We start from the raw sequence: 16,741 nt of genomic DNA, 5'->3' as shown, positions 1-16,741 counted from the left end.
TTTTAGAATGTGACATTTAATCCAAAAGAGAATGTTCGGGATAATGGGTAAACGTTTCCGTGTCCCCAACTGCCGCCTTCGATTGATTCGGGATCGAAGAAGTCAATGAGGCTCGTAATGGTGAATAAGTTTTCACCGGATGCGAAAATCCTTAGGTTCTGCATTCCCATTTTTTGTACGATGTTGTGTGGCAAGCTATATCCTATCTGCAGATTCTTCAGACGTAGATAAGATGCATCTTGTAAATATTTAGTTTGTGATTGCTGGTTTTTATCGGTGTTGAATAAGGGTCTTGGATAGTAGGAATTCAGATTCGTTCCCAATGGACTGGCTTCGTCATTTCGGAAATAATCATCGTGTCCTTTTAGTGCTGTGGAAAACCAGGGCCCTTGTCTACCGTTTGCCCCCCAGAAGTAGTAACTACCCTGAAAATAATCTCTTTTCAATGTTCCTTGCCAGAACATTCTGATATCGAATCCTTTCCAGTCAGCGGCTAATTCTAGCCCTACATTATATCGGGGTGTGGAGTTACCTATTCTTTTTAAATCACCGTGATCTTGTAAGGTGCGGCTTCCGGCATCAATTTTTCCGTCTTCATTCAAATCTTTATACATAATGTCTCCGGCTTTCCAGTCTTGGCCGAGATTACTTTGTCCACCGTTGACTAATCTGCCGATATGTTCAGCCATTTCCTGGTCAGACTGTGCAATACCTATCGTTTCATATCCCCATATTTCGCCCACGTATTTTCCGGCATAAAATCCATCTATCAGTCCGGAAGGGTTTGAATAACGAGTAATCTTGGTACGACTGTCGGCGAGTGTAAAGCGGGCACTATAATTCAATCCATTATTTAACCGGTCTTTCCACATTAGTTCCAGTTCCCATCCGAATGTTTTAAGATTTGTATTATTGGAACTGGGAACAGCTGTTCCGAGGGCTACCGGCAACTTCTCCGAAGGCCCGACCATATCGTCAGTTTTACGAATGTAATAATCAAAAGAGCCGGTTAGCCGATTGTTGAACAGGCCAAAGTCAACTCCGGCATTCCATGTACGGATTTTCTCCCAGGAGAGATTATAGCTGACGAGTGAAGGTGCCCAGGCAATATTGGCTAATGTTCCGTCAATGATCCATGATCCTGTTCCTGTACCGATTGTAGAATAAGTCGGATATAAAGAAGATGTATTTTGGTTACCCAAACTACCATAAGAGGCTCTGACCTTAAATGTGTTGACAACTTTGCTGACAGGCAGGAAGAATTTTTCTCTGGCTATGTTCCAGCCTACTGATGCGGAAGGGAAAAATCCCCAACGACTGTCACTACGAAATCGTGAGGAACCGTCATAGCGTAGATTTACTTCCAGAAGATATTTTTCCAGGTAATCATAATTCAATCTGCCGAAGAATCCGGCGGTAGCCCATCTGTTGTGTCCACCTGCTACATTCGGAGCAACTTTTTGGTTATTTGAATCCATTCCGGTAGAAGTGTTGATAGTCGGTTTTCCCGGATAAATGACTCCTAGCTTCTCAGCAGCTATATCTTTATAATTATTTTGTTCGGCTTGAAACCCGAAAAGAACTTTCATATTATGTGATTTTGCAAAGGTCTTTGCATAATCTGTATAGAGATTTACATTAAAATAATCGCTGGCATAAGTGCCTTCATGTACTTGGGAATCGTTATTCCATGTATTGCCCTTAGTCTTTCCGTCAACACCTGTCTGATGGACAGTTAAGTAATCCCAGTGTGAATATTGTGTGTTGTATCGATAGCTTAAATCTCCAATCAGTCTCCATCCTTTGATAGGTTCTACCGTTATATTCAGTTGTTGGTAGAGCCAAGTGTTTCGCTCTTGTTTTTCACCTCCGTTTTGCATTTGGAGCACATGGTCGTCATATAGAATACCATTTGGGTCATAGAGAGGTTTGGTAGGCCAACATTGGCGTCCGATTTCGGCAAAAAAACTTTCATTAAGATGTGTCGGCTGTACATAGTCACTTCTGATAAAGCGAGTATTGAATCCGACTGATACTATTTTTGATAATTGTGCGTTGATTTTTGCAGATGCAGTATATCTGTTTGAGTATTCATCTCCGATTCTGAGCTCTCCATCCTGACCTAAATAGTTCGCTGATAAATAGTATTGTATTTTGTCTGTCCCGCCAGTAACGCTGATATTGTGCTCGTGTGCAAAGACATTGTCTTTGAAAAAATAGTCATAATAATCAATATTATCATTTCCTTGTGAATATCCGTCTGCCCATAACGAAGGATTATTGGGCACGGGGATGGTAGAATCGGTAATCTTGCCGGCCATATAGTCTTTGATGCGGTTTATCCTTTCTTCCGAGACCCAGTTGTAAGGTCCCCATCCGGAATTGGCAGCTGCATCATTATAGTATAAGGAGAACGTGTAAGAGTCTAATGAAGAAGGCATGTTGATAGGGCTACTTACACGAAAACTGTTGTTGTAGTTAACTTGCGCTTTACCGGCCTTTCCTTTCTTGGTCGTTACTAAGATTACTCCGAATGGCGCTCTGGAACCATAAATAGAAGAAGCTGCCGCATCTTTCAGAACTGAAATAGATTCTATATCCTGCGGATTAATGGAATAAATATCTCCTTCCATACCATCTATCAAGACTAGGGCGCTTCCTGTAGAACCTTCTCCGATAGTTCCGACTCCACGTACATTGATCGATTGTTTCTGATTGAGACCTCCTCCCTGATTGCTATAAATATTCAAACCGGGAACCTGCCCTTGTAATGCCTGGACTGCATTGGATACAGGGATTGCTTCGAATGCTTTCGAGTCAATGACTCCGACGGAACCGGTTAAATTAATCTTCTTTTGGGTACCATAACCTACAACGATCACTTCATCCAATAAATTGTCGTCAACTCCCAGTGTTACGTTTATCATTTTTCTATCACCTACTGTAAATTGGACTGTTTTAAATCCGATATAACTGAATTCGATAGTTGAACTTGGATCCGCTTTCACTTGGTAGTGTCCGTTAAAGTCAGTGACAGTTCCGGATACTATATTCCCATCTTTTACTTTTATGGAAACTCCCAGTAGAGGTTCTCCATTATTATCTTTTACTGTTCCGGATACATAATTCTGGGCATACGTATTCATTGAACATAAAAGTAGACAGCCTAGCAGGCAGATAAGCTTATGACTTGAGTTATAAGTTATCAGGTGGACAGCTTTCTTTAAGAGAGTAGAATGTCGATTAGTTTTCATAATCCATTAAATTTAAAAGTTGAATGATAAGGCTAATTCTTTTTCTAACATGAAGTGTTTTACTTCATCGAGAGTAGGAATAGACGGTTGGGCACCGGAACGTGTAACAGCGATAGCTGCCGCGGCATTCGCAAAACTCAATGCATCCCGGTCTATTTCCCTTTGGGCACAAATTACAGCCAATGCCCCACAGAACGTGTCGCCTGCTGCAATAGTATCAATCGCATTTACTTTGTATCCGGGAAGCTGAATGATTTCTTTGTCGTTTTTCATATATACACCTTGACTTCCCAATGTGATCACAGTATTACGTGCACCTGCCTGTAATAAGCTTAGAGCGATTTCTTCAAGATTATTTCCTGTATATTCAATTCCTGAGATGAAGGCTGCTTCCAGTTCATTGACGACTAGTATATCAATGGCTTTCATCAGCTCCTCATCAATCAGGCAGGCGGGTGCGGGATTAAACAATACCTTTTTACCTTTTTGTTTAGCCAGAAGAGCTATTCTTTTAATCGTTTCGTAAGGAATCTCGGCTTGCATAACTATGATATCTGCTTCGTCAATAACCTTTGAAAAATGAATAATTGAACCGGGCAATAAAGAATAGTTAGCTCCGGGAGCTACTGCTATGCAGTTTTCACCACTGTCGGCAACAAAAATGAGCGCAGTCCCTGTGGGTTGATTAACATCATCTATGATATAATCAGTAGTGATACCTTCTTTCTTAAAGTGTTTTTTTAGAATTTCTGCATACATATCATTTCCCAAAGAGGTAATGAACGTTACAGATCCCCCGAGTCTTGCTGCTGCTACAGCCTGATTGGCGCCTTTCCCTCCGAGGGATTGCATGAAACTGGCATCTCCGACTGTTTCGCCAGGCGCTGGGAGATGGTTGACTTGTGCAACCATATCGATGTTTGAACTTCCAATAACTACTACTTTCATTTGAATCAGATTTATGTGTTTAACCTAGGTCTTATCTCGTTTATAGCACAACTTCTCTCTTATAAGGAATCGCACTCTGTGCACCGATTCGCGTGACTGCTATGGCTGCCGCCGCATTGGCAAATTTCACAGATTTAGCGAGTGAATGCCCTTCAGACAGGCAGACGCTGAATGCTCCGCAAAATACATCTCCGGCACCTGTTGTGTCAATCGTCTCTACTTCCTTTGCGGGAATCATGGTATATTCATCTTTCTCTTTTACGTAAGCCCCGTCTTTACCTAAAGTAATGACAACATTCTCTATACCTTTCTCTCCGATGGCCTGAGCGGCACGATGAGCGCTTTCTATATTCATCACTTTGATTCCGGATAACATTTCCGCTTCAATGCGGTTGGGGAGTATGGTGTGCACGTTCCTTAAGAATGAGTTGCTCAGGCTGGACGCAGGAGCCGGATTGAGGATTACCTTTTTCCCATATTTGCAAGCAATAGTAGCTGCATATTCCACTGTGTCTATAGGAATCTCAAGTTGCATGAGAATAATATCAGCTTCCTTGATTTTTTCTTCGGCTTTATTGATATCCTCAATAGAAAGCGAACGGCTTGCTCCCGGTGCTACGATAATGCTATTTTCACCGAAAGAATCTACGGAGATGAGTGCAACTCCGGACGGACTTTTCTGGTCGGTAAATATATATTCCGTATTAATTTTCTCTGATCTGTATATTTCCAATGCTTGCAGGCCGAACAAATCATATCCGATTTTGGATATGAAGGTGACTTCAGCTCCCAATCGGGCGGCTGCAATCGCCTGATTGGCTCCTTTGCCACCGGGATTCATGTAGAAGGTTCCGCCTAGTATGGTTTCTCCGGGAACAGGTAGTCTGTTGGCTTTTACGACCATATCGGTATTGCAACTACCGATGACTACAATTTTGGGTCTATGAATTGATATAGTTTCCATAGTATTAAAAATTAAGACTATGCAAATGAAAGCAATAATCATGCATAGTTTTCTACATTAATAATTGGTTTATATAATCTCAAAAATGATATCTTATATTGAATTTTCCTTGTATACAGGAGAGAATGTAGGGGTAATGTGAAATGAATTTATATAATTACAAAGAGAAAATGGAGATTTGAAAAGAGTGTTTTTTCGTCTGAAATACGAATCAGATACCTTGGCTTTTAACATTCTTTTGCGCTAGTACGTGCTCTGAGGACTTCAGACAGTTTCTCTTTTCGGATTTTGGATTCCATCCACGCCGTAAAGTCAAAGAGGCGTAAAAGCTGACTTTCATATTTATTATTATATAATTCATGAATCTCAGGAGACAGCTTTTCCCAGAATGCTTCTCTGTCTTTTTTCAGGATGGGAATATTTCTTTTATTCAGAAACCATAAAATGATACGTTCTGTTTTGAAAGTCTGCTCTTTGGGAGAAGATAGACTTCGGGTGATGGAGCGGGATTCATACTGGATCAGCTCATGCTCTTGCACTTCATAAAAGACGATGAGACGGACCAGACGAATAGTTCTCATTAAAGGCAGATACTTTATGTTATGGTCTATGATAGCGTTGCTGATATATTTCTTAGCAGCTTTATATTCTTGATTACCAATGTGTACGAGTGTGGTGTAAAGCAATAATTCACTTTTTCGAATAGGGCTTAACCAAGCTTCTTTATCATAAAGTATTTCTTGGTAGTCTGCCATAAGTTGGGTACATTTTGAGAAATCTCCTTTATCCAGATAGGGAAATAGTTCGTATTGGAAGAGAAGGCAAGTTGCATTTACTTTAAATTCGAGCGAAGTGCTGTCTGATATGAGCTTTCTTAATTTATCAAGGAAGTAGGGGATTTCGTCATAGTTGCTCACAGACCGCAGGCTGCCGAGTACTCCTTCGAGTACAGATAAATAGTATATAGGAGGATTTGACCAGAACTGCTGATTCTGCTCAAATAATGAGTCCAGTTCTTTGTATGAATTTAGGGCAGCTCTGTAATCACCTGCTCCCATCAGGTAATTAGCCTGAAAAAGTTTATGGTTTCGTGTCAATTCAAAATTGCCTTCGGAGTCTGAAGAAGCGGCTATATAAAGTTCGTTGACCATAAGGTCATTCATATCCTGTTTTTGCTTTACTGTCCTGATGGAGCCAATATGAGATAAACGGTATTTCAATAAGTTGTGCAATGAAGATTGCTCTGTGATTTTCCGAATCTTTTTCAAAGCTTCATTTTGGATGAAGTGTTTGTGAAAAAGCTCCTGTTCTGTCATGTTGGGAAAGTTCAGACGGAGCAGATATTCCAGTTCCAGCTTCAAAGCTATCGTCAGAATTTCGTTGTTCTCATAGAATTGTGCTTGTTCTATCGTATTGGATAGTATTTCGAAACACTCTTCAAACAGAGAACGTTCATAAAGCATTCGGGCTTTGCACAAATCATTCAGCAGATCGTAATAGATATCTTTCTTTTTACGTAGGGTGAGTAACGTATCCGTCAGCTTTTCATATAAGTATTGAATGGACACTTCAAATGAACCATTGGGCTTGCGTCTGTAAAATTCCTCTTTTACAGTATTTCCATTCGGTTGTTTACTCTTTATGACAATATCATAAATCACCAGATAGTCTTTCTCCTCCTTGTCTTTGATAACTTGTAGGGAGAAGTGCTTCTTTTCTGATTTAGATAACGAGTATATCAGAGATATAACGGAATCTACTCTTTTCATAGGGAACTCTTTGCATTAGTATTAGATTGCAATATTCGGGAATTTTTATGTAAAAAGCAAATCTGGCATTCTGTCACTTTGTATTGTCAGTGGCTCTTTGTGTGCATCTATTTGTATGAAAGAACCGGGCTTGCTTTGAAAATTGCAGGGAATTCTCATTTCCCTTAGATCAGAAGAAGATATTATAACATGATTGAATGTTTTTCTGCCTTGAAGATTGAATGTTTGATAGTTTATCTGAAAATAATACTCATTTTGGATGGTTTTTCATAAGAAAAGCTATACCTTCGATGTACTTTTTAATAATAAAGATGAAATGTTGGATTTAAAGCAACTTACAGCTGAAGTATGCCGCATAGCTACCGAAGCCGGGCATTTTCTGAAAGAAGAGCGGAAAAACTTCCGTCGTGAGCGTGTTATGGAAAAACATGCGCATGATTATGTGTCGTATGTGGATAAAGAGTCTGAAGTACGGTTGGTAAAAGCACTTTCTGCCTTGTTGCCCGAAGCAGGATTTATTACGGAAGAAGGCTCTGCTACTTATCAGGACGAACCTTACTGCTGGGTCATTGATCCATTGGACGGAACTACGAATTATATTCATGATGAGGCTCCTTATTGTGTATGCATCGCTCTGCGCAGTCGTACCGAATTGCTTTTGGGAGTTGTGTATGAAGTCTGCCGGAATGAATGTTTCTATGCCTGGAAAGAGGGGAAGGCTTTCATGAATGGTGAGGAAATTCATGTTTCGGATGTCCGGGATATCAAGAATGCATTTGTGTTTACTGAATTACCTTATAATTATGATCAGTATAAACCGACGGCTCTCCATCTGATTGATAACCTTTATGGAGCCGTGGGAGGCATTCGCATGAACGGTTCGGCTGCGGCTGCAATCTGTTATATAGCTAATGGTCGCTTTGATGCATGGGCCGAAGCGTTTATCGGTAAGTGGGATTATTCGGCGGCTGCCCTGATTGTGTTGGAAGCAGGCGGTCGCGTGACTAATTTCTATGGTGACGACCATTTTATAGAAGGTCATCATATTATTGCAACCAATGGATACCTGCATCCTTTATTCTTGAAACTTTTGGCGGAAGTTCCTCCGTTGGATATGTAAGACTGCTGCGAATGTATAAATAGCTACTACTATGAAACACACATTACTTATAAAAGATTGGCTTTATTCTTTTTTGTCCCTTTGGTTTCCCCGTTGCTGCGTCGTTTGTGGCGGATCGTTGGCTAAAGGGGAAGAGTGTATTTGCACCATGTGCAATATAAACCTGCCTCGTACCGATTATCATCTTCGAAAAGACAATCCGGTAGAAAAACTCTTTTGGGGTAAGTTTCCTCTGGAACGTGCCACTTCTTTTTTCTTTTATCGCAAAGGAAGTGATTTTCGGCAAGTTCTCCACCAACTCAAATATGGAGGACAGAAAGAAATTGGTGCTATTATGGGACGATATATGGCATCCGAATTGCAGGCTTCCGATTTCTTTCATGGAGTTGATGTAATCATTCCCATCCCTTTGCATAAGAAGAAACAGCAGATACGTGGCTACAATCAAAGTGAATGGATATCGCGCGGGATTACGGCCGTAACAGGTATTCCGGTGGATACCGAAGCGATCATACGCCGGAAGAATACGGAAACGCAAACACAAAAGTCAGCTTTAGAACGTTGGGAGAATGTAGATGGAATCTTCGAACTGCATTGTTCGGAGCATTTGGCAGGAAAGCATATATTAATAGTAGATGATGTGTTGACAACTGGAGCAACTACCGTAGCGTGCGCTTCCCGGCTGGCAGAGATTGAAGGAGTACGTATTAGTGTGTTGACGTTGGCTATGGCAGAATAGGGTAGCTTGTCGTCTTTCCGAAGATTCTCCTTATATATAAACTATAATGAATGCTAATGCTTACATTATGTTGCTGCTGTTCTACAAATAAGTACTTTCTCTTCATAAATTAATTCGTCCGCCTATGGGCAAACGTAACGTTGCCTATAGGCAAACTTGCGTCCGGCTATAGGCGGACGAAAGAATGCCTATAGCCGGACGAATTAATTCATGTACCCCAAGAACTTATTTTATTCAGATGGGAAGCTTGTTGTTAACCTTTGAATCTTTAAAGTTTTGTAGACTATCAAAAGACAAAAATGTTTTTGTGAATAAAAGCAGGGTATGAGAGTTTCGTTATTCTATCATTCTAGTTTGTTATATTTATAGGAATCTATTTTCGAAGCAGGGGGGAGGACAAGAGTAGAAACAAAAAAGAGGTCTATCTTCCGATACACCTCTTTTTTTGCTCTTCCTCTTGGACTTGAACCAAGGACCCTCTGATTAACAGTCAGATGCTCTAACCGACTGAGCTAAGGAAGAATGTTGCAATCAAGAATTTCAGTTTTGCTCTTCCTCTTGGACTTGAACCAAGGACCCTCTGATTAACAGTCAGATGCTCTAACCGACTGAGCTAAGGAAGAATGTTTTTCTCAATTGCGATGCAAAAGTAGTAGGTTTTTTTGAAATATGCAATATCTTTGCAAAAAAAATATTGAGAATGGACAAAATAATAGGATTGGGCAACGCCCTGATAGACGTACTTGCAACCCTGAAAGACGATACACTCTTGGATGAACTGGGACTACCCAAGGGAAGCATGCAACTCATCGATGACGCTAAGTTACAGCAGATTAACACAAAATTTTCACAAATGAAAACGCATCTGGCAACAGGTGGATCGGCAGGAAATGCCATACTTGGACTCGCTTGTCTGGGTGCCGGAACAGGGTTTATTGGAAAAGTAGGAAATGATCATTATGGCGATTTTTTTCGGAAAAATCTGCAGAATAATAATATTGAAGACAATTTATTGACCTCCGAACAGCTCCCTTCGGGAGTGGCATCTACTTTTATTTCTCAGGATGGAGAGCGTACTTTTGGTACTTATCTGGGAGCGGCCGCTTCTTTGAAAGCTGAAGATCTGACATTGGAGATGTTCAAAGGATATGCATACTTATTTATAGAAGGATACCTTGTTCAGGATCACGAAATGATTCTTCATGCCATCGAACTGGCTAAAGAGGCTGGTCTGCAAATCTGTCTCGATATGGCAAGTTATAATATCGTGGAGAATGATCTGGAATTTTTCTCCTTATTAATAAATAAGTATGTGGATATCGTTTTTGCAAACGAGGAAGAAGCGAAAGCATTTACCGGCGAAGAACCGGAGGAAGCTCTGAGAGTGATAGCCAAGAAATGCAGCATTGCTATTGTGAAAGTTGGAGCAAACGGATCTTATATCCGTAAAGGTACGGAAGAAATTAAAGTGTCGGCTATTCCTGTAGAAAAAGTTCTGGATACTACCGGCGCAGGCGATTATTTCGCTGCCGGATTTCTGTATGGTCTGACGTGCGGATACTCGCTCGAAAAATGTGCAAAAATTGGTTCTATTCTCTCGGGAAATGTTATTCAGGTGATTGGAACAACAATCTCTCCGGAACGCTGGGATGAAATTAAGTTAAATATTAACAAGGTTCTGGCGGAATAACCAAGGTTTGAGTTACTTTTACGTCTCATTTTAATGAAAGATATATGAAAAAATTGCTGAATAGGCGGATAGCTCTTGTTTTGGTGGCTGTAATAGCTACTGTAGCTTTCTTTAGTTTTAAGAGTGGAGACGACCGCAATTTCCAGATTGCCAAGAATCTGGATACATTTAATGCGATTGTGAAAGAACTGGATATGTTCTACGTGGATACCATTGATCCGAACAAGACCATTCGCGAAGGAATCGACAATATGCTTTTCTCGCTGGATCCTTATACAGAATATTACCCGGAGGAAGATCAAAGCGAACTGGAGCAGATGGTGAAAGGAAGCTTTGGAGGTATCGGTTCTCTTATTACCTATAATACGAAGCTGAAGCGTTCCATGATTGCCGAACCGTTCGAAGGAACTCCGGCGGCCAAAGCGGGACTGAAGGCGGGAGATATCCTGATGGAAATAGACGGAAAAGATCTCCTTGGAAAGAATAATTCGGAAGTCAGCCAGATGTTGCGCGGACAGGCGGGTACGAGCTTTAAACTGAAAGTGGAGCGTCCTAATGAGAAAGGCGGACAAACCCCGATGGAGTTTACTATCGTACGTGAATCTATTCAGACCCCTGCCATCCCATATGCCACCGTGATGGATAATAAGGTGGGATATATCAGCCTGAGCACATTCTCCGGCAACCCTTCCAAGGATTTCAAAAAAGCATTGCTGGATCTGAAGAAACAGGGAGCTACTTCTCTGGTCATCGACCTCCGTAATAACGGTGGCGGTCTGTTGGATGAAGCAGTGGAAATAGCCAATTACTTCCTGCCTCGTGGAAAAGTAATCGTAACCACTAAGGGAAAGACGAAACAGGCAAGCAACACATACAAGACTTTGCGTGAACCGCTGGATCTGGATATTCCGATTGCCGTATTGGTAAACAGTGGTACGGCTTCTGCTTCAGAAATCCTGTCGGGCTCTTTGCAAGACCTTGATCGTGCCGTTATTGTTGGTAACCGTACATTTGGAAAGGGACTTGTACAAGTTCCCCGTTCTTTACCTTATGGAGGAATGATGAAAGTGACTACTTCCAAATATTATATCCCAAGCGGACGTTGTGTGCAGGCGATCGACTATAAGCACCGGAACGAAGATGGAAGTGTGGGGACGATTCCCGACAGTCTGACTAACGTATTCTATACTGCTGCCGGACGTGAAGTACGTGACGGAGGTGGTGTAATGCCTGATATTACTGTCAAACAGGAAAAACTCCCGAATATCTTGTTCTATCTCGTACGTGATAATCTGATTTTTGACTATGCGACTCAATACTGCTTGAAGCATCCTACTGTGGCTGCTCCTGAAAAGTTTGTAGTGACGGATGCTGACTACAATGATTTCAAGGAACTGGTGAAGAAGGCCGATTTCAAATATGACCAGCAGAGTGAGAAGATTCTGAAAACACTGAAAGAGGCTGCTGAATTTGAAGGCTATATGACTGATGCTGCCGAAGAGTTCAAGGCACTGGAAAAGAAGTTGAATCATAATCTTGACCGTGACCTGGATTATTTCTCTAAGGATATCAAGAGAATGATTGCTAATGAAATTATCAAGCGTTATTATTTCCAGAGAGGTGGTATTATCGAGCAACTGAAGGATGATGATGATTTGCAGGAAGCAATAAAGGTATTGAATGATCCTGCGAAGTATAAGGAAATGCTGAGCGCGCCGATAACGAAAGCTGAAAAGAAGTAACGTTGATTGTTATATATAAAATGCGGTGGACATTAGTAAGATGTTCACCGCATTTTATATATGCATATTATATTGGTTAGCCAATGGGAGCCCGGTGTAAGTGTTTTTTTTATAAAAAAGAAGGATAGCTTTTGCCCTACTAATCAGAATGTTCTATCTTTGCATCAATTACATTTTAAATGATTTACAATATGTCTACAGAATTATTCTCTACTCTGCCTTATAAAGTGGCAGATATTACACTTGCTGATTTCGGACGCAAGGAAATCGATTTGGCAGAAAAAGAAATGCCCGGCCTGATGGCTCTACGCGAAAAGTATGGAGAATCCAAACCGTTAAAAGGTGCCCGTATCATGGGATCATTACATATGACCATCCAGACCGCCGTACTGATTGAAACACTGGTTGCATTGGGAGCTGAAGTCCGCTGGTGCTCTTGTAATATATATTCAACACAGGATCATGCTGCTGCTGCGATTGCCGCTTCCGGTGTTGCAGTATTTGCATGGAAAGGCGAGAATCTTGCCGATTACTGGTGGTGCACATTGCAAGCATTGAATTTCCCCGGCGGAAAAGGTCCGAACGTGATTGTAGACGATGGTGGTGACGCTACTATGATGATTCATGTCGGTTATGATGCAGAGAATGATGCTGCCGTATTGGACAAGGAAGTGCATGCGGAAGATGAAATCGAACTGAATGCCATTCTGAAAAAAGTATTGGCTGAGGATAAGATTCGCTGGCATCGTGTGGCTGAGGAAATGCGAGGCGTATCGGAAGAGACAACGACCGGTGTACACCGTTTGTATCAGATGCAGGAAGAAGGCAAATTGCTATTCCCGGCATTTAATGTGAACGATTCGGTTACCAAGTCTAAGTTTGATAATCTCTATGGATGTCGTGAGTCACTGGCTGACGGTATCAAGAGAGCGACCGATGTGATGATTGCCGGTAAGGTAGTGGTGGTATGTGGTTACGGTGATGTGGGCAAGGGATGTTCGCATTCAATGCGCTCTTATGGTGCGCGTGTGCTTGTGACGGAAGTCGATCCGATCTGTGCATTACAGGCTGCAATGGAAGGTTTCGAAGTCGTAACGATGGAAGATGCCTGCGCCGAAGGTAATATCTTCGTGACTACTACGGGTAATATCGATATTATTCGCATTGACCACATGGAGAAAATGAAAGATCAGGCGATCGTATGTAACATCGGACACTTCGATAATGAAATCCAGGTGGATGCGTTGAAACATTATCCGGGCATCAAATGTGTAAACATCAAGCCGCAGGTAGACCGCTATTATTTCCCGGATGGTCACAGCATTCTTTTGCTGGCTGACGGTCGTCTGGTGAATCTGGGATGTGCGACAGGCCATCCGTCATTCGTGATGAGTAACTCATTTACCAATCAGACACTGGCTCAGATCGAGTTGTTCAACAAGAAATACGAAGTAAATGTATACCGCTTGCCGAAGCACCTGGATGAAGAAGTGGCTCGCCTGCATCTCGAAAAGATCGGGGTGAAACTGACGAAGCTGACTCCGGAACAGGCCGCTTATATCGGTGTATCGGTAGACGGACCTTATAAGGCTGAACATTATAGATACTAATTTAATTGACAATTGACAGTTGACAAATGACAATGAACAGCTATATGGAACGAGTGATCTGCCGGGCTGTTATTGTTGACCTTCAATTGTCAATTGTCAATTGTCAATTGTCAATTTTATGAAGAAGTTCCTTCCCGACTTAATTGCTATTTTAGCTTTTATCATTCTTTCTTTTGCTTATTTTTTTCCGGCTGATATCGAAGGTCGTATTCTGTTTCAGCACGATACGGTGGCTGGAGTGGGAGCCGGTCAAGAAGCTCAGGAATATCTTGAACGTACAGGAGAACGTACCCGCTGGACAAACTCTCTTTTTGGTGGCATGCCTACCTATCAGATGTCTCCGAGTTATGATTCTACCAAACCGCTGAAGTGGATAGAAAACATCTATCATTTGTATCTTCCGCCTTATGTGGTGCTGACTTTCATCATGATGCTCGGGTTTTATATCCTTTTGCGGGCATTCGGGCTATCTGTCTGGTTATCTGCTTTAGGGGGGATTATCTGGGCCTTCTCCTCCTATTTCTTTATTTTGATATCGGCAGGGCATATCTGGAAATTTGTCACATTGGCTTATATTCCGCCTACGATTGCCGGTATTGTACTGGCTTATCGGAAGAAATATCTGTTGGGAGGGATTATTACCGCTTTGTTTATCGCGCTTCAGATTCAGTCGAACCATATTCAGATGAGTTACTACTTCATGTTTGTCATCCTGTTTTTTGTAGGAGCTTACTTTGAAGATGCTTATAAGAAGAAGGAACTGCCACATTTTTTCAAGGCAAGTGCCGTTCTGGCATTGGCTGCGATGATAGGAGTGTGTGCGAACCTCTCCAATCTATACCATACTTATGAGTATAGTAAGGAGACTATGCGCGGGAAGAGTGAACTGAAACAGGAAGGGCCTGCAGCTAATCAGACCAGCAGCGGACTGGACCGTAACTATATAACGAACTGGAGTTATGGAATTGGTGAAACGCTTACTTTGCTGGTTCCGAATGTAAAGGGAGGAGCATCGGTTCCGTTATCCAAGAATGAGACAGCTATGGCAAAAGCGAATCCGATGTATAGTAACATCTATTCGCAGCTGACACAGTATTTTGGCGATCAGCCCATGACTTCCGGACCGGTCTATGTGGGAGCTTTTGTTTTGTTTCTGTTTATATTGGGGTGCTTTATTGTCAAAGGACCGCTGAAATGGGCTTTACTGGGAGCTACCATCTTCTCTATTCTACTTTCGTGGGGAAAGAATTTTATGGGACTTACGGACTTTTTTATCGATTATGTACCGATGTATAACAAGTTCCGTGCCGTATCTTCTATCCTAGTTATAGCTGAATTTACGATACCTTTATTAGCGGTCTTTGCCTTAAAAGAAGTGCTGGCTAAACCGGAAATATTAAAGTTGAAAGAAAATCGGACAGGAGTAATTATCACTTTAGTATTGACAGCCGGTGTTTCACTGATTCTGGCTGTTGCCCCGGGAGTTTTCTTCTCCAGTTATATTCCGGCACAAGAGATGGCAGCTCTGCAGCAAGGACTGCCTGCTGAGTATTTATCTCCAATTATTACGAATCTGGCCGAAATGCGTAAGGCGATGCTGACTTCGGATGCATGGCGCAGTTTCTTTATTATAGTAGTAGGATGCTTCTTATTATTCCTTTATCAGCAGAAAAAGTTGAAGGCTTCTTTTACTATGACAGGTATCGTGCTTCTGTGTCTGATTGATATGTGGACTGTCAATAAGCGCTATTTGAATGATGAACAATTTGTATCAAAGTCAAACCAGACAGGAGCATTCGTTAAAACTCAGACGGATGAGATAATTCTTCAGGATACGGCTTTGAATTATCGGGTGTTGAATTTCGTAGGATTTCCCGGCAATACTTTCAATGAAAATAATACCTCATATTGGCATAAGAGTGTGGGTGGTTATCATGCGGCCAAGTTGCGTCGTTATCAGGAAATGATCGATCATCATATAACTCCGGAAATGAAGGATGCCTATCAGGAAGTTGCCGCCGCAGGCGGTGCGATGGATAGTGTGGACGCTTCTAAATTCCGTGTGCTGAATATGCTGAATACGAAGTACTTTATCTTCCCTGCCGGACAACAAGGGCAGACGGTTCCTGTTGAGAACCCTTATGCGTATGGTAACGCCTGGTTTGTGGATAAGGTGCAGTATGTCAATAATGCAAATGAAGAGATTGATGCGCTGAATGATATTCTTCCAAGGGAGACAGCAGTGGTCGATGCGAAGTTTAAAGATCAGTTGAAGGGTGTGACAGAAGGTTATAAGGATTCCTTGTCTGTCATCCGTCTGACCAGCTATGAACCGAATCGCCTGGTATATGAGACTTCTTCTGCTAAGGATGGGGTGGCTGTTTTCTCTGAGATCTATTATCCGGGCTGGCAGGCCAAGATTGACGGACAGCCGGTGGATATTGCCCGTGCTGACTATATCTTGCGTGTAATGAATGTCCCCGCAGGCAAGCATACGATTGAGATGTGGTTTGACCCGCAGAGCTTGCATATAACGGAAAGCATAGCTTATGCATCACTGGCTTTATTGCTGATCGGGGTGATGATTCTGATTTGGTTCAGCAAGAAGAAGTTAACAACTCCGAAAAAAAAGGAGGCTGAGAACTCTTAAACTTTTTTCTGATCTTGTACTATATTGTACTCTATATACCTTAAGCGGCTCTCTTCATCCCGAAGAGAGCCGCTTATGCATTCACTAAAAAATTATGAAAAACAAACGCTGTTTTGCTGTTAATTGATTTTATATTCCAAAGTTAAGTGGTTCTTTAAACAGAAGAAAAGGAAATCGACAAAGGACGAAGATTTGTCTATTAATATAGTGACATTATAATAATTAAGGCGGAAATCAGGACTGAAAAAGGAAAAT

10 protein-coding genes and 2 tRNA genes are annotated in these 16,741 nt (G+C 41.7%); 6 read left to right on the top strand and 6 right to left on the bottom strand.

The features are described from left to right. Positions 1 to 2: 2 nt before the first annotated feature. The 4 genes from ACHLI0_RS11660 to ACHLI0_RS11645 form a co-directional block, all read right to left on the bottom strand. A complete protein-coding gene (locus tag ACHLI0_RS11660) occupies positions 3 to 3,254 on the bottom strand; it encodes a SusC/RagA family TonB-linked outer membrane protein (protein WP_008765346.1) in 3,252 nt (1,083 codons plus the stop codon). Between the two features lie 12 nt (positions 3,255 to 3,266). Further along, the gene (gene rbsK / locus ACHLI0_RS11655) at positions 3,267 to 4,202 is read right to left on the bottom strand and encodes a ribokinase (RefSeq protein WP_008765347.1); all 936 of its coding nucleotides are present in this window, start codon (positions 4,200 to 4,202) and stop codon (positions 3,267 to 3,269) included. 40 nt (positions 4,203 to 4,242) lie between these two features. Beyond that, complete coding sequence (gene rbsK / locus ACHLI0_RS11650) at positions 4,243 to 5,166, bottom strand: ribokinase (protein ID WP_032840855.1); 924 nt, start codon at positions 5,164 to 5,166, stop codon at positions 4,243 to 4,245. Positions 5,167 to 5,393: 227 nt separating this feature from the next. Further along, on the bottom strand, positions 5,394 to 6,935 hold the full coding sequence (locus ACHLI0_RS11645; RefSeq protein ID WP_490749208.1) for a BT2802 family ribose utilization protein: 1,542 nt from the start codon (positions 6,933 to 6,935) through the stop codon (positions 5,394 to 5,396). A 316-nt stretch (positions 6,936 to 7,251) separates the two neighbouring features. On the opposite strand from ACHLI0_RS11645, the gene ACHLI0_RS11640 reads away from it, so the two are divergent. Both ACHLI0_RS11640 and ACHLI0_RS11635 read left to right on the top strand, forming a co-directional pair. Beyond that, positions 7,252 to 8,055 carry an inositol monophosphatase family protein gene (locus ACHLI0_RS11640; protein WP_032840856.1) on the top strand — a complete coding sequence of 268 codons (804 nt, stop codon included), beginning with the start codon at positions 7,252 to 7,254 and terminating at the stop codon, positions 8,053 to 8,055. 31 nt (positions 8,056 to 8,086) lie between these two features. Further along, positions 8,087 to 8,794 carry a ComF family protein gene (locus tag ACHLI0_RS11635; RefSeq protein ID WP_008765351.1) on the top strand — a complete coding sequence of 236 codons (708 nt, stop codon included), beginning with the start codon at positions 8,087 to 8,089 and terminating at the stop codon, positions 8,792 to 8,794. 448 nt (positions 8,795 to 9,242) lie between these two features. Here the strand turns inward: ACHLI0_RS11635 and ACHLI0_RS11630 are convergent. Both ACHLI0_RS11630 and ACHLI0_RS11625 read right to left on the bottom strand, forming a co-directional pair. Continuing rightward, positions 9,243 to 9,316, bottom strand: a tRNA-Asn gene (locus ACHLI0_RS11630). Positions 9,317 to 9,343: 27 nt separating this feature from the next. Further along, positions 9,344 to 9,417: transfer RNA gene (locus tag ACHLI0_RS11625), tRNA-Asn, on the bottom strand. A gap of 77 nt (positions 9,418 to 9,494) precedes the next feature. Here ACHLI0_RS11625 and ACHLI0_RS11620 point away from each other — a divergent pair. The 4 genes from ACHLI0_RS11620 to ACHLI0_RS11605 all read left to right on the top strand — a co-directional run bounded on the left by ACHLI0_RS11620 (position 9,495) and on the right by ACHLI0_RS11605 (position 16,486). Continuing rightward, positions 9,495 to 10,484 carry an adenosine kinase gene (locus tag ACHLI0_RS11620; RefSeq protein ID WP_008765352.1) on the top strand — a complete coding sequence of 330 codons (990 nt, stop codon included), beginning with the start codon at positions 9,495 to 9,497 and terminating at the stop codon, positions 10,482 to 10,484. Between the two features lie 44 nt (positions 10,485 to 10,528). Continuing rightward, entirely contained in the window at positions 10,529 to 12,226 is a 1,698-nt protein-coding gene (locus tag ACHLI0_RS11615; RefSeq protein WP_008765353.1) for a S41 family peptidase, read from the top strand. Positions 12,227 to 12,417: 191 nt separating this feature from the next. Then, on the top strand, positions 12,418 to 13,836 hold the full coding sequence (gene ahcY, locus ACHLI0_RS11610; RefSeq protein WP_490749207.1) for an adenosylhomocysteinase: 1,419 nt from the start codon (positions 12,418 to 12,420) through the stop codon (positions 13,834 to 13,836). A gap of 118 nt (positions 13,837 to 13,954) precedes the next feature. Further along, the gene (locus ACHLI0_RS11605; protein ID WP_113748089.1) at positions 13,955 to 16,486 is read left to right on the top strand and encodes a YfhO family protein; all 2,532 of its coding nucleotides are present in this window, start codon (positions 13,955 to 13,957) and stop codon (positions 16,484 to 16,486) included. The last annotated feature ends 255 nt before the right edge of the window (positions 16,487 to 16,741 follow it).

It is taken from the genome of Bacteroides sp. RCH18, assembly GCF_058231005.1.
Note: the sequence above shows the minus strand (reverse complement) of the source record. Positions and strands in the feature narration are given on the sequence as shown.